17 protein-coding genes are annotated in these 18,806 nt (G+C 36.7%); 4 read left to right on the plus strand and 13 right to left on the minus strand.

Features of this window, described 5'->3' with window-relative positions:
• Nucleotides 1-65: 65 nt before the first annotated feature.
• From BAU17_RS08475 to BAU17_RS08490, 4 genes are all read right to left on the minus strand, one after another.
• On the minus strand, nt 66-1,352 hold the full coding sequence (locus BAU17_RS08475; protein WP_161902382.1) for a coiled-coil domain-containing protein: 1,287 nt from the start codon (nt 1,350-1,352) through the stop codon (nt 66-68).
• A gap of 10 nt (nt 1,353-1,362) precedes the next feature.
• Entirely contained in the window at nt 1,363-1,854 is a 492-nt protein-coding gene (locus BAU17_RS08480; RefSeq protein ID WP_161902383.1) for a hypothetical protein, read from the minus strand.
• A 133-nt stretch (nt 1,855-1,987) separates the two neighbouring features.
• Nucleotides 1,988-3,757, minus strand: a complete 1,770-nt coding sequence (locus tag BAU17_RS08485) for an oleate hydratase (protein ID WP_161902384.1) — start codon at nt 3,755-3,757, stop codon at nt 1,988-1,990.
• Between the two features lie 190 nt (nt 3,758-3,947).
• Nucleotides 3,948-5,888: a bifunctional metallophosphatase/5'-nucleotidase gene (locus BAU17_RS08490; protein ID WP_161902385.1), complete on the minus strand. Its 1,941-nt coding sequence runs from the start codon at nt 5,886-5,888 to the stop codon at nt 3,948-3,950.
• Between the two features lie 191 nt (nt 5,889-6,079).
• Between BAU17_RS08490 and BAU17_RS08495 the strand changes: the two genes are divergently transcribed.
• Complete coding sequence (locus tag BAU17_RS08495) at nt 6,080-8,152, plus strand: amidase family protein (protein WP_161902386.1); 2,073 nt, start codon at nt 6,080-6,082, stop codon at nt 8,150-8,152.
• A gap of 745 nt (nt 8,153-8,897) precedes the next feature.
• Here the strand turns inward: BAU17_RS08495 and BAU17_RS08500 are convergent.
• The 3 genes from BAU17_RS08500 to BAU17_RS08510 form a co-directional block, all read right to left on the minus strand.
• A complete protein-coding gene (locus BAU17_RS08500) occupies nt 8,898-9,551 on the minus strand; it encodes a hypothetical protein (protein WP_161902387.1) in 654 nt (217 codons plus the stop codon).
• A gap of 16 nt (nt 9,552-9,567) precedes the next feature.
• Nucleotides 9,568-10,260, minus strand: coding sequence for a hypothetical protein (locus BAU17_RS08505; protein ID WP_161902388.1), 693 nt, complete (start codon nt 10,258-10,260; stop codon nt 9,568-9,570).
• Nucleotides 10,261-10,593: 333 nt separating this feature from the next.
• Entirely contained in the window at nt 10,594-11,175 is a 582-nt protein-coding gene (locus tag BAU17_RS08510; protein WP_161902389.1) for a hypothetical protein, read from the minus strand.
• On the opposite strand from BAU17_RS08510, the gene BAU17_RS08515 reads away from it, so the two are divergent.
• Together BAU17_RS08515 and BAU17_RS08520 are read left to right on the plus strand one after the other, a co-directional pair.
• Nucleotides 11,161-11,616: a tyrosine-type recombinase/integrase gene (locus BAU17_RS08515; RefSeq protein WP_161902480.1), complete on the plus strand. Its 456-nt coding sequence runs from the start codon at nt 11,161-11,163 to the stop codon at nt 11,614-11,616. The genes BAU17_RS08510 and BAU17_RS08515 overlap by 15 nt on opposite strands.
• Before the next feature lie 16 nt (nt 11,617-11,632).
• Nucleotides 11,633-11,857: a hypothetical protein gene (locus BAU17_RS08520; RefSeq protein ID WP_161902390.1), complete on the plus strand. Its 225-nt coding sequence runs from the start codon at nt 11,633-11,635 to the stop codon at nt 11,855-11,857.
• A 100-nt stretch (nt 11,858-11,957) separates the two neighbouring features.
• Here BAU17_RS08520 and sufB read toward each other — a convergent pair whose 3' ends face one another.
• The 5 genes from sufB to sufC are packed head-to-tail and all read right to left on the minus strand — an operon-like array spanning nt 11,958 to nt 17,137.
• Nucleotides 11,958-13,349 carry a Fe-S cluster assembly protein SufB gene (gene sufB, locus BAU17_RS08525; RefSeq protein ID WP_161902391.1) on the minus strand — a complete coding sequence of 464 codons (1,392 nt, stop codon included), beginning with the start codon at nt 13,347-13,349 and terminating at the stop codon, nt 11,958-11,960.
• A gap of 6 nt (nt 13,350-13,355) precedes the next feature.
• Nucleotides 13,356-13,838 (minus strand): Fe-S cluster assembly sulfur transfer protein SufU, encoded by a 483-nt coding sequence (gene sufU, locus BAU17_RS08530; protein WP_161902392.1) that lies wholly within the window; start codon nt 13,836-13,838, stop codon nt 13,356-13,358.
• Nucleotides 13,825-15,060, minus strand: coding sequence for a cysteine desulfurase (locus BAU17_RS08535; protein ID WP_161902393.1), 1,236 nt, complete (start codon nt 15,058-15,060; stop codon nt 13,825-13,827). The genes sufU and BAU17_RS08535 overlap by 14 nt, the downstream gene beginning before the upstream one ends.
• Entirely contained in the window at nt 15,057-16,349 is a 1,293-nt protein-coding gene (sufD, locus tag BAU17_RS08540) for a Fe-S cluster assembly protein SufD (RefSeq protein ID WP_161902394.1), read from the minus strand. The genes BAU17_RS08535 and sufD overlap by 4 nt, the downstream gene beginning before the upstream one ends.
• A gap of 14 nt (nt 16,350-16,363) precedes the next feature.
• Entirely contained in the window at nt 16,364-17,137 is a 774-nt protein-coding gene (gene sufC / locus BAU17_RS08545) for a Fe-S cluster assembly ATPase SufC (RefSeq protein ID WP_161902395.1), read from the minus strand.
• 191 nt (nt 17,138-17,328) lie between these two features.
• Between sufC and BAU17_RS08550 the strand changes: the two genes are divergently transcribed.
• Entirely contained in the window at nt 17,329-17,793 is a 465-nt protein-coding gene (locus tag BAU17_RS08550) for a GNAT family N-acetyltransferase (RefSeq protein WP_161902396.1), read from the plus strand.
• A 41-nt stretch (nt 17,794-17,834) separates the two neighbouring features.
• Here the strand turns inward: BAU17_RS08550 and rarD are convergent, their stop codons facing one another.
• Nucleotides 17,835-18,722, minus strand: coding sequence for an EamA family transporter RarD (rarD, locus tag BAU17_RS08555; protein ID WP_161902397.1), 888 nt, complete (start codon nt 18,720-18,722; stop codon nt 17,835-17,837).
• Between the last annotated feature and the right edge of the window lie 84 nt (nt 18,723-18,806).

Genomic DNA, 18,806 nt, shown 5'->3' on the forward strand with positions numbered 1-18,806 from the left:
TCACAAATAAAAATTACATATAATCAAAAGAGTTGAAACATCACTTCATGTTTCAACTCTTTTCATTATTGTTTGGCTGATCCGTTCCCATGTCCTGGACTATAATTTGCAGCTTCTGCTTCTGTGATTAAACTAAAGTTCCCTGGATTTTTAACTTGACCATATGTTTTACCACTTTCCACTTTTAAGAATTTATAACCTGCGGGTGCTTGATACCATTCACCAACTAATGTCGGTGCTGATGGTGAACTAGCTGCATTTGAAGCATTATTTTGAGCTTGTTCCTCAGCTAATGCTTGCTGTTTAGCAGCTTCTTCTTTTTCACGTGCTGCTTTTTCAGCTGCCTCTCGCTCGGCTTTTTTCTTGGCTTCAGCGATTCGTTGGTCACTATTTGCTAAATATTCATCATAAATTGTTTGAAGTGATTTTGAATGTTTGGCTAAATCACCAGGTACATACGATTCTAATTTTAATGATTTATTCAGTGTCTCACTGGTAGCTTTCAATTCTTTTTCTTCATCAGCAGTAAGGTCGCCTTCTGAAATTAAAGTATTTGTTGCTTTTACTAATTCTTTGGCCGATTTTTCATTGTCATTGAAATCTTGCTCGCTGTCTTTGTTTTTCTTTTCTAGACGCTCAATTAATGCAACTGAGTCTGTCTTTCTAGTTGTTACTTGCTCAAGATTATCTGCATCTTTGAGATATTTGGTATTTTCTTCTCGGTCTGTTTTTAATTCGTCTTTGTCACTTGTAGAGAGGTATTTCGCTTTAGCGAGTGCCTCATTTGTGGTATTCGCTTCTTTTAATGTATCTATCAAAGCGACTAGTTTCTTTTGATTATCATCCATAGCTTTCGCTAAATCGTCAATATCATTTGCCAATGTTCGAATAGGGTCTACTTTTTTTGCATCTTCTAAATCAGTGAGCGATTCCTTGAACACAGCTACTTTTTCCGTATCTTCCTTAACAATAAAGGGTTCTTGACTCTTTTCTTCTAGTGTTTCAAGTTCCTGTGCTAGCTGTTTATATTCCGTTTCTGCTACTTTTTCTTCTTTGTCAGCTAAACGTTTTTGTACATCTGCTAAATCTTGCTCTTCTTGTGCAAGCATCGCTTTTAAGGAACGCTTGGTTTCTTTTTGTTCTGCTTCTTCGATTTGTTGCAAGTTTTTCTCTAATAATGCAGCATCTTTTTGCGAAATAAATTCAGATTCTAAGGCGACATTTATTTGTTTTTCTTGTTTATCTTGCTGTTCATAAATTTCTTGATATGCAGTAGAATCCGCGTTAGTGGCCATTGTTCCCGCTGCTGTAAAAGCCAAAATAATTCCTAATAATTCACGTCTTAATTTCATTTTATCCCCCCTATGCTAATTCTTGTTGACGATTCTCAATAGAATCTAAATAATTCTTGAATGTCATCTCAGCTGTTCGATCCACTGGTTGGGCCGTTACATATTGATAATAACTCGCGATTTCTGATATAAGTTGTTTTAAATATGTATTTGCTTCTTCATTCTTCGCATATTTAAATAGTTCATCTGCTTCATTTCCATAATGATTGGCTAACTGATAATCAATAAAAAACAATAGCTCTTTATTTTTAACTATTTCTTTTTCTTTACGCAAAAAACGTTGCAAACTTTGATAATTTTTGCTTTCAACACGAGTGCGCATCGCATAGAAAATAGCTATCCCCATTGCAATTAAATAAAGGATAAATGGATTTATCCGAACAACATCTGCACTCACAAAAATACTCACCGCAACCAACAATACTCCTGAAACAAGAACGACATTTCGATTATAGTGTCGATGCTTTTGATACATCGCCAAAATCGTTTGATACTCATTCATACTAACCTCTCCTTTGTTTATTTTTCACTACTCATAATACCATTTTTTGAAACTTACTTATAGTAATTATTTAAAAAATTTCACAAAAAATAAACCCACCTAAGTAAATTAAGTGGGTTTATCTAACCAGTTATTAAATTAAATGACTTTCTTTCAACAGTTCTAAAATCATGGTTCCTTCTGCTTTATTCAATGCTTTCTTTTCAAGCATTTTGACTATCCAAGGAACTTTAATTTCTGACAGTTTCTTTCCATCCATTAAACGTCCGGTGGAATTGAGCAAGGTGCGGATATCGTAAGCTGAAGCAAAAACTTCAGGTACACCACGGTCAACATCTAGCAAGGTGTAGACAGCTTCCATTGCTGTGCGGACCGAATATTCTGTAGTAAAAACCGTATCTCGTTCAGTTTCACTAAAGTTACCGATGAATGCCAAGTTTTTTGAGCCTTCTGGAACAACTAACGGACGGTCACCGTTAGCACGAGCCATAAAGTAAGACGTAATATAGGGCATATAACATGGAATTGTATTTGCTGAATGTTGGGCTAACGCTGGTATTTCTTCCACAGGAACACCTAAATGATACAACCATTCTTGAGCAATTTCGCTACCAGAACATTCTGTGATTGATTTTTTGATGAAATTTCCTGGTTTATTAGATAATAACCCATATACCCAAACAACTAGTTTATCTTTCGGTTGTGCTTTAAAATGTGGTTGGCGATTGAGTGTGTAACTCATTAACCAATTGGAATCTTTGACAGTTACAATTCCTCCTGTTACCACTTTGCCAGCGTACGGGTCACGTTTACTGATTTTTTCAATATAAGGTGCAATTTTGTCATCTAATGTTGTAATCGTTGCAGAAACAAACCAACTTTCTTCTGGTAAGTTTTCACAGAATTTTTCTGGTTTACCGAAAGCTTCATTTTCTGCGGCTAAATTTTTCCATAAACGCCAGCTCCCACCTAATTCGTTGGTGATTGGTGCTGGATGATCGTTGTCGCCATACGTGGTACTTTCAGTGATGCTGCCGTTGGTTACAAAGACTAAATCATTTTCAGTCAAAGGAATTGATTCTGCTTTGCCTGCAATTTCTACTTCCAATGCGCGAGCTACTAATTGGTTATCTTGATCAACCAAAACATTTTTGACGATAGTATCGTATTGGAAGTGGACACCTTTTTCTTCTAAATAGTTCACTAAAGGTAAGACTAGAGACTCGTATTGATTATATTTGGTAAATTTCAATGCAGATAAATCTGGCAAGCCATCGATATGATGGATAAAGCGCATGATGTAGCGACGCATTTCCATTGCAGAATGCCATTTTTCAAATGCAAACATGGAGGACCAATAAATCCAGAAATTTGATTCAAAAAATTCATCCGAAAACACATCCGTAATTTTTTTGTCTTGCAACTGGTCTTCTGCCGTTAAGAATAATTTCACAATTTCTTCTGAAGATTTATCAGACAATGTGAATTTACCATCTGTTGGAATACGTTGACCACGATTCTCAATGACACGACAGTTAGATGAATTCGGATCTTCTTTATTCAACCAATAAAATTCATCCAACACCGATGCATCTTCTACTTCTAATGATGGGATCGAACGGAATAAATCCCACAAACACTCGAAATGATTTTCCATTTCACGACCACCGCGAATGATAAATCCTCTTGTCGGATTCAAGATACCATCCAAACTGCCACCAGCAATCGGTAATTCTTCAAGAATATGAATATTTTCCCCTTTCATTTGACCATCACGCACTAAAAAGGCAGCTGCGGCTAGTGATGCTAATCCTGCACCGACTAAATACGCTGATTTTTGGTCAACATTTTCAGGTTTTTTGGGACGCGCAAATGCTTCATAATTTCCATTACTTCTATACATCAAAAACACCATCCTCATAGTTGTTATCTTACACTTCGCATTATGAAACTGGTTTCCTTTTTTTACAAATGAAAACCTAGTCCGAAATTGTCTTTTATGACAGATATTGAAAAGTGTCTAGATTTGAGAATTTGGCTATAAAGAAAAAGCTGCAACCTCATTGAAGGCTCCAGCTTTTTCATCATTTCACTTATTTAACACGTTTTTCATTAATTGCTTGATATAGTTCACCTGTTGTTTTAATATCCGTTAACTCAGATACATCAACCTCGGCTTTTTTCGCTAATTCTTCTATTTCTCCCTGTGTAACAGCGTCAGTTACATTAATTGATGCGATATTTGTTACCTTGCCATCTTCCATACTTGGTAAGGCTAAAATACCAGCATTTACTAAGTCAACCACCGCTTTACGTTCAGGCGCATCATTGTCGACACCAATAATTTTCCAATTATTTAATAAGACACCTTCGTAGACCCCGTTTTTCTCTTCTTTAATATAACGAGCGGACAATTCTCTAATCCGTCCTTCCACTTCTCCATAAGCTTCTTGAGCAAACGTTGAATAGCCTTCTTTAAACTCTCTACCAGCTAATGGTCCATCTTCAGACACCAAAAAGTTCATCCGGTATTGATTCATGCCAATTTTAAGCGTCTCATCATCTTGAATTGGTGTCCCATCCAAACGGCGTAAGTTAGTAATTCGATTGCCAGTCTCTTTTGAAAGATCAATTTCATATTTCACATTATAAAATCGGTCATTGGTGTTGTATTTACTTGTGCGACGTTCTGGATTGAAACTGACGGTTACATCACCGGGTTTCGTTTGATTATAGTAATCTGCGCCCCATTCCATATAATCTTTTAAATCTTTGCCAGTAATTTCATAAACAGTGACCTCACCATCGGTAAACTGATAATTTCTGGCAATATCTTTTTTCTTAATCTCTCCGATATCTAGTGAAGGAGTGTCCGTATCAATTTGGAATGCCACAACATCCGCACCTTGACTATAATGCAACATGACTTCACCAAAGAAATTTACTAGTGGAGTTTCTTGAATTTGTGCAGAGGAAATACCTTGAATTTCATTGTCAGGCACTAAATCCATTCCTACAAGTTCACCTAACACTGTATTCGCATCTTTTCGAGCTTTCTCATGCGATGGTTTTAGTAATTCATTGATTTCCGGGTCTTCTTCATAGCCTGCAACTTCAATTGCTGAACCCGCTTTGTCTTTTACCTCATAGCCTTTTCCTTTTTTCGATAGGGTCAAATCCACGCGAGATACAAAACGACCATATTTATCCGGTTCAACAATTAATACGTCATTGATGAATTCTTCTTCCACTAAAGTATGCATGTGACCCGCAAATACAACATCCAATTCTGGCACAGCTTCTGCCATATCAGCAACGCCTGTATTATGCACATCATTTTCATTTGATATTCCCATATGCACAACACCGACTAACACATCGACATCTTTTTTCAGTTCTTTGACAACTTTAATCGTCTCTTTGACCGGATCAGTTAATTGTTTGCCATCAAAAATATCAGTATCTTTTTTAAACTCAGCAACTAATGGTGTCGTCATCCCGATAAATCCGATTTTTACACCTTCACGCTCAACAATTTTATAGGAATCAAAATAGGGCGTGCCATCTTCAAGCTGGACATTTCCAGCCAAAACACCACCATCAAATTGCTCTGTAATGTTATCTAAAACATCAAAACCATAATCAAACTCATGATTACCCATTGTCCAGACATCATAGTCCAATGCTTTCAGTACTTCTGGCGCTGGATGGTGGTCATCGTTTTTAAATAGTTCTGCTGAATTATCTTGAATCAAGTCTCCGGCATCCACCAAAATTGTATTGTCATTTGCCTCGCGAACTTCTTTGACAATCGTACTAATTTGCGCAAAACTTCCCGCTTTATTCTCAGTATCTGTCGCATAGTCCCACGCCATATAACGACCATGAATGTCAGAAGTTCCTAAAATCGTTATTTTTTTGTCTTCGGAACTCGTATTATCTGTTTCTTTTTCCTTCGTATTTGCTGTCACACAGCCAGCAAGTATCCCCATACTCAACAAAACAAGCATTTTTTTCGTTAAATGTTTTTTCATTACCCCTTCATATCTCTAGCCTATTCTAAAGATATTCCTCCTTCATATTTTTTTGAAAACAGTTTCAATAACTAGCATATCATAGTATCTATTCATTCTCAACTTGGATAACTAGTTCATTCGTTTGACAGAATCCTCCCTTTCCATTAGCCTAGTCATTGTAATTAATTTGTTATTTTAAGGAGATGCATATGAAAAAGTTAGGGATTAAATGGCAAAGATGGGGAATGTTATTCGCAACAAGTGTGTTACTTTTACCTGCATCAACTGCGTGGTTAGACACAATCGATTCAACAACTAACATCGAACAAACAACTATTGAGAGTGTCACGACTTCTGATAGTTTCCTTGAAACAGAAAGTTCAGTAGAAACATCAACAACCAGCAGTAGTATTGAAGCGGTAACCGTAGATTCTACTGACGCCGCTACTGAGTCAACGGTCGAGACTTCAGAAGCAATCAGCACGTCAACGTCAGAAACAACGAGCACCTTCACATTAGCAGATTATGAAAATAGTTCCGCATTAGAACTTGCTGAAGCCATTCGCCAAAAACGAGTGACAAGCGTTCAATTAGTGCAATTCGCTTTTCAAAAAATTCACGAGCAAGACGACACTTTTCACGCAATGATTTCTTTACGTGAAGCAGAAGCTTTAAAAGAAGCTTCCGAACTTGAAGATACGGGACAACCCTTTTTCGGAGTGCCTCTAATCGTGAAAGGATTGGGACACACCATTGCTGGTGGTAGTAATTCCAATGGACTGACTTTTGCAAAAGATATCGTCTCACGTTCAACTGGAAGCTTTGTTAGAGCCTTTCAAGAAGCTGGTTTTATCGTGATTGGTCAGACCAACTATCCAGAAATGGGCTTAAAAAATATTACCAATTCAAAATTATACGGACCTACAGGTAGTGCATGGAATCCGCTCTATCAAGCAGGGGGCTCATCGGGTGGTTCTGCTACAGGAGTTGCTGCGGGGTATGCACCGATTGGTTCTGGAAGTGATGCAGGTGGTTCGATTCGAATTCCCGCTTCTTGGAATGGGATTATTGGCATGAAACCGTCTCGCGGTGTTTTAGTTGGTAATTCTGCAAGTGAACGAGGGCAAACCAGTCATTTTGCTGAAACCAAAACGATGGCTGATACCGAAACATTATTTCAAACGTTCCAAACCCAAGAATTACCACAGATTCCATTAACCAAAGACATTAAAATCGCGTATTCAACCAAATCGCCTGTCGGCACCCCTGTTGAACCGGAAGCCGTTCAAGCAGTCGAAACCGCAGTCGCATTTTTACGCCAACAAGGGTTTCAAGTAGAAGAAGTTGAGCAACCTTATGACGGTGTCAAATTAATGGAAAATTATTATACGATTGGTGCCAGTTCAATGGGCATCATTGACTTTTTGGCAAAACAACAAGCCAAACGACCCGTCGAAATTGATGATGTTGATTGGACAACTTGGGCATTATTTCAAACAAGTAAAGATTTAACAAAAGAAGATGTCAATCAAGCATGGGAAAACGTCCGTCAAATTGGTGCAGAACTTGCTGATTTCCAAGAAAAATACCCATTGTTTTTAACACCAACGACAGCGTCAACAGCACCTTTACTAAACGATACTGCCATGCTTCCTGAACACATTGAAGCTATCAAAAACATGGAGTCTTTGAGTAAAGAAGAAAAACTACAACTTGTTTACGACCAATGGTTACCAGGTTTAACCCATACGCCATTTACACAAATTGCTAACTTAACAGGAACACCAGCCATTAGTTTACCAACTTATGTCTCAGCAAACGGCTTACCCTTAGGCATTCAATTTATGGCTGCTCAAAATAACGACTACTTGTTACTCGAAATCGGCAAACTATTTGAAGCCAATCTACAATTTAACCAAACAGCCACAGAACCCGTTCCTGAAGAACCTACTGATTCAAGTAGTTCTTCCACTGAATCAGATAGTTCTGTGGAATCAAGCGAGGAAACAAGCGAATCGAGTACTTCATCAACGGAGTCTTCAAGTAATGAAGAAACCGTACCATCAAGTAGCACTGAGGAATCTTCAAGTACCACAACACAAACGAGTGTGAAAGAAGATAATAAACAAACGACTCCTTCCACAAGTCAATCTACAGATCAAGAAACCTCTGACAAGAAATTACCTAAAACTGGATCGGTTAGAAATAATTTGCCGATTATTGGTGGTTTGGTGATTGTAGTTGTCGTTGGTATTGTGGTTTGGCGGAAGGTTAGGAAGTAGGTTGGGTTTAGAGAAATTATGATATGAAAAAACTAGACACATGGATGTTATACGTGTCTAGTTTTTGTTTTGTTATTTTAGGGAGCATTTAATTCAGAATCTTGAGTTCCTAAAAATTTGTATTTTAAAAAGTTATTATCTCTAATAATTCTTCTTAAAATTCTTTATACCATATTATTACTAAAATTTCGGTAATAGAAAACTGATTTTTTACGTTATTCCCATTGACAATTATTAGATGAATTAGAGATGACTCAAAATATACAGTATCGACTAAGGTGCAAAAACGGATGCAATCTTTCATGCTGACTAAGAAAATAGGTCTTAGAAACATTGAGTTAACAATATTTCTAAGACCTATTGTTCTTTTATCCCACAGACCCTTCCATTCAATTTATGGTATTTCAGCAGGTTCACTTAGTTTCATTTACTTGCTACAATAAGCTTTATAACAAGGTAATAATCAATTAGATTCAGATAGATATACAGACATGCACAGACAATTGCACTGACATATGAAACAAATCCACCACGCCGATAGTTAGGTTGCCGTTCACTTTGTGGACGTTTTTTTGTTTGTAGATTTTTCGCAGACTAATTAAAACTACCATGCCTTTGTATTTACTTACAAAAAATCTTCTCTAGTTCATTTGTGAACAGCTCGAATAACTGGTTACATTTCATATTGTTTAGTTTGTCATTCGAAAAAAACATTACGGATAAGAGTAATGTTTAGTTAGATTGTTTAATATAAAAATATCTCTTCAATTAAAGTTAATATTTCATTGTTTTCTATATTAGAAAACATAACTATTGATCCCGATGTAGATACAGAAAAACTAATCTCAACATTATTTATTGGATAAGTCACTGCAATTGTTGATAATTCACCATTTTGATACATTAAATCATATAACTCTGTTTGATTTACTCTGCTACCATTCAAAGAACTTCCGCTTAAAGTTTGTATTCTAACATTTCTAAATTGTGTTTTTCTAACATCCGATGCCTCTTCCATAATAGTTTCTAAATTAAATATTTTTTTATTATAATTTAAATTAAACTGATTAGAAACGAAAGCACAGATGTTATCCGCACTCACTTTATTAGCAAACACAGTTAATGTCCCATCTGTTGTATTATAGTATCCTTCATATGTGGTTTTTATTACGACAGCAGTAACATCGGTATTTAAAACTCTTGCTCTTATTTTAAATTCCTCATCTAATGCAAATGAGCATCGTGTATAATTTCCATTTGTTTCATTAACAAACATTTCCGTCCTAAAAACTTCTTGAGTTCCGTTTAACTCTCTTTCTTCACTGCTTGATTTATTTTCAAGTACTACATTATCATAATCAAACAATCCGCCGATTTCATATACTGATATTGCTTGCATCTTTTCTAACCCCTTTTTATTTATAAGTATTAAAACAGATTCTTGCTACATTAACTAAATTAGATAAATTATTTGTAGTATAATTTATTGATTCCTTAAATATAAATATATCAGTATCTTCAGTTGTTGGATCGTCATTTCCAATAATTTTGTTAAAATTAACCTGACATATAAAATTTTTAATAGACTTATTGTCCATATTTGCTAAATTTCTCCCCATAAACGGATTATTATCACCATATTTCAAAGTCAAAGAAGATCGAGTTTTTTTAGAGTTTATATTTTCTTTTTCAAAGATTAAGTCAACTATCTTTTCGTAATCTGCAATAACTTTTATTGCAGTTTTATATGTTACTGCTGCATTAATTACTCCAATAACTACATTCCTATCATCTTCATCAATAAGATCGGTCTGTTTTACTTCTAAGAGAAAACTACCTAGATTGTATATTTTACTATTTTTAAGATTTTGAATTTTTGTATAGTTATAACCAATATCTTTAAAGCTACTTTCAATTTTCTTGAAATCTATCAGTTCACTCTTTTTAAAAGATGTCATTAAATCAAACTGAATTTCTCTTCTTGAGGATAGGAGTTTATTTATAAATAAATAAAACTTTATTTTATGATAATATAACCATGATAGGACACCATAAATAAGCCCCATAGTACCACTAATGGTTAGTATATTCTCTAATATATCCATCATAATCTCCTCCTCACCATGGATTATACACTATTAATATATCATAGACTATTATTTAAATGCCTAATTTATTGTTTCTAAAAATAAATATATGCCTTCCCTTTATAAATAGGTGTCAATGCAATCATCCTACCGAAAAATACGGAGTCACGATAGAGATGGTAGAAAATACATGACGAGATTTTAATCAATCCGTACATCGAAAATCTCTAACTACATACACAACGTAGCAATTTCCTAGTCTGTTATGCCCAAGCCACTTTTGGCTTCGTTAAAACTCACGAGACCTCAGCGCAAATTTGCGCTGAGCTTAAGACAAGTACAAAAATATCTTATCTACTCATCTCCCAGGATATAATAAAGCAAAACCAATAATTTATCTCTTTCTATAACATATTTTTCTGAAAACCAACTATCTTTTTCTTTGAAAATCGAATCAACTTTATATAAACCATAATCTAGTAAGAAAAAAGAACGTTGTTTTCTTAAACACTCTACCTCTTTTGAAGGCAAAGAAGCCCCATATATTATTAATGATTCGTGTACCAACGCATCAATGTTTTTTTGCCATTGAGCAATAAGTGAGTTGAAATCTATCTCTTTTTCAAAATTCTTTTTTAACTTTGGAATTGTATCGTATTCTTTTGTTTTAATTTTTATACCCTTAATAATTTTATCACGATTTAAAAGATATTCTATTGATGTTGTTGATTTCAATATGTCATATTTTTTTCTTACATCATCTATTGGTATTGCCGTATGCTGACTATAGTTTCTGATTATTTTTAACAAAGTATTGTCAATATCTTTTTCATATTTTTCTAAAATTACTGTAGCTCGATTATTTTTTGAACGTCTAGCCAATAATTTCAAATTATCAACTAACGCTCTAGGCATAAAACTATAAGAAGACAGCATGAATTCTCCTATGAGCACAATCAGATTATAATTCAGACGCCTAAAACAAATGCTAGTACCCGTTCAATTAGTCTAGATGATGAAACACTTAAGATTCTTTCTAAATGGCGTATCATTCAACGAACTGACTACTTACAACTTGGATTCAATACATTGAGTGAGGAACAATATATCTTCACCAACAAAAGAAACGAATGGTGCTATCCTCAAGTTGTGAATGATTGGCTCAAATATCTAATTAAGAAATACAAGTTACCTAGAATTACACCCCACCACTTTGGACATACACACGCTAGCTTGTTACTTCAAGCAGGCATACCTGTTAAAGAGGTGAGTGAACGACTTGGCCACAAAGACGTGAAGATTACTCTTGAAATTTATTCTCACGTTATGCCTGAGAAAAAAACGGTTACAAAGTTTGCTGATTTTGTTGGTTTTTAAGGAGGAGGTGTTAGTTATGAGGAGAGTTAAAAGATTAGCAAAAAAATTCTTCTGGCCCTGGATAGGTTTAGGAGTATTTTGCACACTTGCCTCAACATTAATCAATTATTATTTACCTGGTAGTTTTATTGATATCTTTATTGATAAAGTAATGTCGTATGTTTTCGCTCCGTTAATCACAGGTATAATAATTATTGGCCTAGGATTCATGGATGAGTATGATAGAGAAATAAACAAATAATTTAGAGTGCACAGACCTTTGCACAGACCCCACCAAAGAATAGACAAAATAAAATAGCTAGAAACCCTATACATCAAGGTGTCTAGCTATTATTAAAAAGTTATCCCACTGACCCTTCCATCTCATAAGCTATCAATCGATTTAACTCAACTGCATACTCCATTGGAAGTTCTTTAGTAAATGGTTCAACAAATCCCATGACAATCATTTCTGTGGCTTCGACTTCTGATAGGCCGCGGCTCATTAGGTAGTATAATTGTTCTTCTGAGATTTTTGATACTTTGGCTTCGTGTTCTAATGCGACTTGGCTGTTGTGGATTTCATTGAATGGGATTGTATCAGATTTTGATTGGTCATCCATAATGATAGTGTCGCACTCGATATGCGAAATAGAGCCTTTACTCTTCTTGCCGAATGTGACTTGTCCACGATAGTTTACTTCGCCGCCGTCTTTGGCGATTGATTTGGAAACAATCGAACTTGATGTGTTTGGTGCGTTGTGAATCATTTTAGCACCGGTATCTTGGATTTGATTTGCACCAGCAAATGCAATTGATAGCATTGTACCACGTGCGCCTTCGCCTTCAAGGTAGACACTTGGGTATTTCATTGTCGTTCTGGCACCTAGGTTTCCATCAATCCATTCAACGGTTGCACCTTCCATTGCTTTGGCGCGTTTTGTTACAAGGTTGTAGACGTTATCTGACCAGTTTTGGATGGTTGTATAACGGCAATACGCATCTTTCAAGGTAAAGATTTCGACGATTGCGGCATGCAAACTATTGCTTGAATAGTTTGGTGCGGTACATCCTTCAACATAATGCACGCTTGCGCCTTCGTCAACTACGATTAATGTACGTTCAAATTGTCCAGTATTTTCAGCATTGATACGGAAGTATGTTTGCAATGGGACATCGACACGCACGCCTTTTGGTACATAGATAAAGGTACCACCTGACCAAACGGCTGAGTTTAAGGCAGCTAATTTGTTGTCGGTTGGTGGAACTAATTTAGAGAAGTATTGTTTGAAAATTTCTGGGTACTCTTTTAAGGCGGAGTCAGTATCTGTAAAGATAATCCCTAATTTTTCAAATTCTTCTTTCATGTTGTGGTAAACCACTTCTGATTCATACTGTGCAGAAGCTCCGGCTAAGTAAGCACGTTCTGCTTCCGGAATTCCGATACGTTCAAAGGTTTCTTTGATTTTTTCTGGTACGTCATCCCAATCACGAGCAGGTTTATCACTTGGTTTTTGATAATATTTAATCGCATCGAAATCAATGTCAGATAAATCTGGACCCCATTTTTGCATTGGCATTTTATGGAAGGCTTCCAAAGATTTCAAACGGAATTCTAACATCCAATCTGGTTCACCTTTGACACGTGAGATTTCACGGACGATTTCTTCTGTCAGTCCTTCTCCGGTACTAAAGACTGGTTCCACATCATCGTGAAACCCATATTTATATTCTTCTAATTCAGGTACTCCCATGTTTTCTCACTCCTTGTCTTCTTCATGCTTCATAAAACCACTTTCGCCAATCCCTGTTTCAGGATTATTCATGGCTTTTTCTAGTGCTTTCCAAGCTAACGTTGCGCACTTAATACGTGCAGGAAATTTTGCGACACCGCCAAGCATCGCTGCATCTCCTAATTCATCTAATTCTTTGATGTCATTTCCTTGAACGAGTTGTGAAAAACTCTCGGATAACGCTTGTGCTTCTTCCACTGTTTTTCCGATAACCGCTTCGGTCATCATTGAAGCACTGGCTGTACTGATTGAACAACCGTGTCCGGAAAAAGCAATGTCGTTAATCACGCCATTTTCAGTATCTAATTCTAAATGAATGACATCACCACACGTCGGGTTGTTTAACTCGATTCGTTGGCTAGATTTTTCTAAACTACCGTGATGATGTGGATGACTGGAGTGATCCAAAATCACTTGACGGTATAAATTATCTAATTTAGATAGTGCCATTTCTGAAAAACTCCTTTGTCGCTTTGATTGCGTCGACGAGTCGATCCGCATCTTCTTTTGTATTGTAAAGGTAAAAACTTGCGCGTGCCGTTGCCGGTACGTCTAAATAGTTTAACAGTGGTTGTGCACAGTGGTGACCTGCTCGTACTGCTACACCTTCCATATCGAGTGCTGTTGCAACATCATGCGGATGAATCCCATCTAAATTAAAGGCAATCACACCGGTATGATCGGCTGGATTTTGGGGACCATAAACGGTTAGTCCCTCAATTGCTTGCAGTTTCGGCAAGACGTATGCTACTAAACTTGCTTCATAATCATGAATAGCTTGCATCCCAATGTTTTCTAAATAATCGACAGCTGCACCTAACGCAATCGCATCCGCAATATTCGGTGTGCCTGCTTCGAATTTCCATGGCAATTCTTTCCATGTACTTTCATAAAGATGGACAAAATCAATCATTTCGCCACCGAATTCCACTGGTTCCATTTGTTCCAACCATTTACGCTTGCCGTATAAAATACCCATGCCGGTTGGCCCACACATTTTGTGACCACTAAAGGCATAAAAGTCTGCATCTAAGGCTTGTACATCAACAGGCATATGCGGAACAGCTTGGGCGCCGTCAACGACCATAACTGCCTGATGGGCATGAGCAATCGCAGCTAATTCTTGAATCGGATTAATCACTCCTAAGACATTAGATGCATGGGTTACCGAAACAATCGCTGTTTTATCAGTAATTTGACGTTTGGCATCATCCATATCTAGAAAACCATCTGGTGTTAGGGCAATATATTTTAGCGTTGCTTTTTTGCGAGCGGCTAATTGTTGCCACGGAATAATATTGGAATGATGTTCCATATAGGAAATGACGATTTCATCGCCTTCTTGAACAAATGCATCCCCAAAACTTCTTGAAACCCAATTTAATCCTGTGGTTGTGCCACGAGTAAATAACACTTCTGCCGTCTCATTGGCATGAATAAAACGACGAACTTTCTCACGTGCCGCTTCATAATCATGCGTTGCACGTTCCGCTAGCGTATGCACCCCTCGATGGACATTGGCATTATTTTGATGATAATAATCCGTCAAGGCTTGTAAAACAGCTTCTGGCTTTTGTGTCGTTGCAGCATTATCAAGATAAACAAGTGGTTCATCATTGACAATTTGATTCAAAATGGGAAATTCGTTACGAAGGTTTTGGGCATTGATCATGCGTTCAACTTCCCTTCAATAACATCCACTAATTCTTGTTGCACTGCTTTGACTGGAATAGCCGTTAAGACAGATCCTAAGAAACCGCGAATAACCAAACGTTCCGCCTCTTCTTTACGCAAGCCACGACTCATCAAATAATACATTTCTTCTGGATCAACGCGACCAACACTGGCAGCATGACCAGCAGTGACTTCATTTTCATCAATTAATAAAATTGGATTCGCATCACCACGTGCTTTATCAGAAAGCATTAATACGCGACTTTCTTGTTGCGCATCGGCACCTTTTGCTCCTTTTAGGATATGTCCGATACCGTTAAATGTTAACGTCCCACGTTCACGAATGACCCCATGTTGTAGAATATGTCCGATTGAATGTGGCGCTTTATTAGTCACACGTGTATCAATCGCTTGGGTTTGGCGTCCTGCACTGATTGCGACAGCTTTGACTTCGGCATGAGAACCTTCACCAACTAAATCTGAATCAAAATCAGCAATAATATTGCCGTCATTCATCACGCCTAGCGCCCAATCAACAGACGCATCACGTAGAATATAACCACGACGATTCATATAAGTCGACAAGTTCACACCTAATTGGTCAATCGCTGAATATTTCACTTTAGCGCCAGTTTTCGCAATGACTTCAACGACGATATTCCCAGATAATTTCTCAGCTTCGTCACCTTTTGTAATGAAACGTTCTAAATAACTGAATTCGCTGTGTTCGCCAGCTACAATTAATACATGTTTGTAGAAATGATCGGATGCATTGCCATTATGATTGAAAATTGCTTCAATCGGTTCGTCAATCACCACATTTTTTGGTACATATAAGAACATTCCGCTGTTCATAAATGCTGCATGTGCCGCAGTCATCTTGTCTTCTGCCATTGGCACTGCTTTTGTCATATAGTATTCTTGCACTAAATCAGAATGCTCTTGCATTGCTGTAAATAAATCTGTAAAAATAACCCCTTTATCAACTAGCTCTTGTGGCAATTGTTCAAAGACTGTCGTACTATCTTGTTGGACAAGCACTGGGTTATCTTTCATTTCATCAAATGAAGGAATGGTTCCTTCTGTTTGTGTGTCCCCATTTAACACAGCATCGCTAATGTTAAATAATGGCCAACGTTCATAACGAACGCGTTCAATTCGTGGAAATGGTAATTCATCCACTTTGTTTAACGCAGCTTGACGCAATTCAAGCATCCAAGCAGGTTCTTCCTTTAGCGCTGAAAAAACGTTCACTGCGTCAAGATAATCTTTCAATTGATTTTTCATATATCTTGACCTCCTTACGCTTCTTCTTCTTTGTAGTCGATACCTAATTCCTTACTAATTCCTGCGTATCCTTCTGCTTCTAAGCGACGTGCTAAATCAGCGTCACCAGTCATTACGACACGACCTTCCATCATGATATGCACGACATCAGGTGTAATGTAATTCAATAGACGTTGGTAATGGGTAATGATTAATGCACCAAAACCTTCGCCACGCATTTCATTGATTCCTTTCGCAACAACTTTCAACGCATCAATATCCAAACCAGAATCGATTTCATCTAAAATAGCAAATGTTGGTTCCAACATTAATAATTGTAAAATTTCATTACGTTTTTTCTCTCCACCTGAGAAACCTTCATTCAAATAGCGCTCTGCCATTTCTTCCGGCATGTTCAATAAATCCATTTTGGCATCTAATTTTTTGATAAATTCCATCACAGAAATTTTATCGTCTTCGTCACGTTTCGCATTGATTGCTGCACGCATAAATTCAGCATTTGTAATTCCTGGGATTTCACTTGGGTATTGCATCGCTAAGAATAGACCTAAGCGTGCACGCTCATCTACTTCCATTTCTAATACATTTTCACCGTCAAAAAGAATTTCTCCTTCGGTTACTTCATAGTTTGGATTTCCCATAATGGCTGCTGATAACGTTGATTTACCAGTTCCGTTTGGTCCCATGATGGCATGGATTTCTCCAGTATTCAAAGTAAGGTTTACACCTTTTAAGATTTGTTTATCTTCAATTGAAACATGCAAATTTTTGATTTCTAAAACTGACATTGCATTCCCTCCAAATTCTTTATTTATTCTTATTCATTGTAGACTAATTGAGAATGAAGTTCAAATACTGAAACTGAAAAAAGCGTTTTCCTCATAAATGAATACGTTTTACTTTAGAATTATTTCAAGTTTGTTATACTATAGGAACAGATACAGTTTTCATCTAGTAATGATAGAAGGAGTGATTTTACATGAGGTACCAATTAAAACCTATTTCCAAAGAAAATTGGCGAACTGCTGCACAGTTACGTGTTGCTCCTCACCAAGAAAATTTAATCGAAGACAATCGTGATTCTTTATTAGAAGCAGCTTACGACACTGATTTGCGCTGGACACCGATTGGCTTATATGTGAACCATCAAATGGTTGGCTTTTCGATGATTGGTGCGGAAAACATCGTAGAGCGCTCAATTTGGCTAGATCGCTTTATGATTGACGAAACTCATCAACATCAAGGTTACGGACATGCGCTTTTTCGAGTTGTCTTAAATTATCTCAAAGACCATTACAAACAAGTCCAAACCATTTATCTAAGTGTGCATCAAGAAAATGAAAAAGCCTTTCCTTTTTATGAATCTTTTGGTTTTGAAAATACGCATGAGACAGATCCGAAAAATGGAGAAATCATTATGCGTTGCACCATTATTCGTGACTAAAAAAACAGCAGGATGCTCAGTTGAACATGCCTGCTGTTTTCCTATTCATACAATTTTTTTCTTTTTCGTACCACATTTCCGAAAGCATACACGGCAATTCCCGCCCAAATAAAGGCAAAAACAAGCACATTGCTCATTGAGAAAGGTTCATGAAAAATACTGACTGCAATCAATAATTGAATCGTTGGATTAATGTACTGAATAAAGCTCAATGTAATAAAATCAGCATACTTTGCTGCTAACGCAAAAAGAATTAAGGGTACGGCTGTAACAATCCCGCTACACAGAAGGAACATATTCGTTTGTATGCTATATTCCGCCAATGAGTGGTTTGTAAAAAACAGAAGGTAAAGTACTGCGAACGGAAAAACAAACATTGTTTCTAATGTTAAGGAGATTGTAGCCGGTAAAGGAACTTTTCGTTTAATCAAACCATACATACCAAATGAACCTGCCATCAATAGCGTATTTAATGGTAATGCGCCAGTTTGAATAGTCAAAATAATTACCCCAGTAGTTGCTAAACCTACCGCTAACCATTGTTCCCGAAGAAGCTTTTCTTTCAAAAAGACTAACGCAATCATGACATTAAATAAAGGCAAAATATAATAGCCTAAACTCGCTAGCATAGCTTGCTGATGAGTAACCATGTAAATGTATACTAACCAATTAATCGAAATAAAAATTGCGCATAAACCAATCCAAATAATTTTTCCTGAATGGACCAACATTTTGGTAAGCTGGAAAAATCCCCCCCAACTTTTTTGTACACTCAAAATAACCAGCATGGTAACTAAGGACCAAACCATTCGATATGCTAACATATCAAAAGCAGGCACTTCACTTAAAAAATGCCAAAAAATACTTAATAATCCCCACCAGATATAAGAAGACAGTCCTGCTAACACGCCTATTTTATTTTTATCCATTTACTCCACTCCACACACTTTTTCTTATTAGCACATTTCCCTTTAAAAAACCTACTTTGCCGACTATTTTAGAAATAAAAACAC

This window comes from Candidatus Enterococcus willemsii (assembly GCF_009933335.1).
In the GTDB taxonomy this organism is placed as follows: domain Bacteria; phylum Bacillota; class Bacilli; order Lactobacillales; family Enterococcaceae; genus Enterococcus_F; species Enterococcus_F willemsii.

Coding starts and splice junctions, on each gene's coding strand:
- BAU17_RS08475 (WP_161902382.1), bottom strand. CDS start 1,352: ATGAAATTAAGACGTGAATTATTAGGAATTATTTTGGCTTTTACAGCA.
- BAU17_RS08480 (WP_161902383.1), bottom strand. CDS start 1,854: ATGAATGAGTATCAAACGATTTTGGCGATGTATCAAAAGCATCGACAC.
- BAU17_RS08485 (WP_161902384.1), bottom strand. CDS start 3,757: ATGTATAGAAGTAATGGAAATTATGAAGCATTTGCGCGTCCCAAAAAA.
- BAU17_RS08490 (WP_161902385.1), bottom strand. CDS start 5,888: ATGAAAAAACATTTAACGAAAAAAATGCTTGTTTTGTTGAGTATGGGG.
- BAU17_RS08495 (WP_161902386.1), top strand. CDS start 6,080: ATGAAAAAGTTAGGGATTAAATGGCAAAGATGGGGAATGTTATTCGCA.
- BAU17_RS08500 (WP_161902387.1), bottom strand. CDS start 9,551: ATGCAAGCAATATCAGTATATGAAATCGGCGGATTGTTTGATTATGAT.
- BAU17_RS08505 (WP_161902388.1), bottom strand. CDS start 10,260: ATGATGGATATATTAGAGAATATACTAACCATTAGTGGTACTATGGGG.
- BAU17_RS08510 (WP_161902389.1), bottom strand. CDS start 11,175: ATGCTGTCTTCTTATAGTTTTATGCCTAGAGCGTTAGTTGATAATTTG.
- BAU17_RS08520 (WP_161902390.1), top strand. CDS start 11,633: ATGAGGAGAGTTAAAAGATTAGCAAAAAAATTCTTCTGGCCCTGGATA.
- sufB (WP_161902391.1), bottom strand. CDS start 13,349: ATGGGAGTACCTGAATTAGAAGAATATAAATATGGGTTTCACGATGAT.
- sufU (WP_161902392.1), bottom strand. CDS start 13,838: ATGGCACTATCTAAATTAGATAATTTATACCGTCAAGTGATTTTGGAT.
- BAU17_RS08535 (WP_161902393.1), bottom strand. CDS start 15,060: ATGATCAATGCCCAAAACCTTCGTAACGAATTTCCCATTTTGAATCAA.
- sufD (WP_161902394.1), bottom strand. CDS start 16,349: ATGAAAAATCAATTGAAAGATTATCTTGACGCAGTGAACGTTTTTTCA.
- sufC (WP_161902395.1), bottom strand. CDS start 17,137: ATGTCAGTTTTAGAAATCAAAAATTTGCATGTTTCAATTGAAGATAAA.
- BAU17_RS08550 (WP_161902396.1), top strand. CDS start 17,329: ATGAGGTACCAATTAAAACCTATTTCCAAAGAAAATTGGCGAACTGCT.
- rarD (WP_161902397.1), bottom strand. CDS start 18,722: ATGGATAAAAATAAAATAGGCGTGTTAGCAGGACTGTCTTCTTATATC.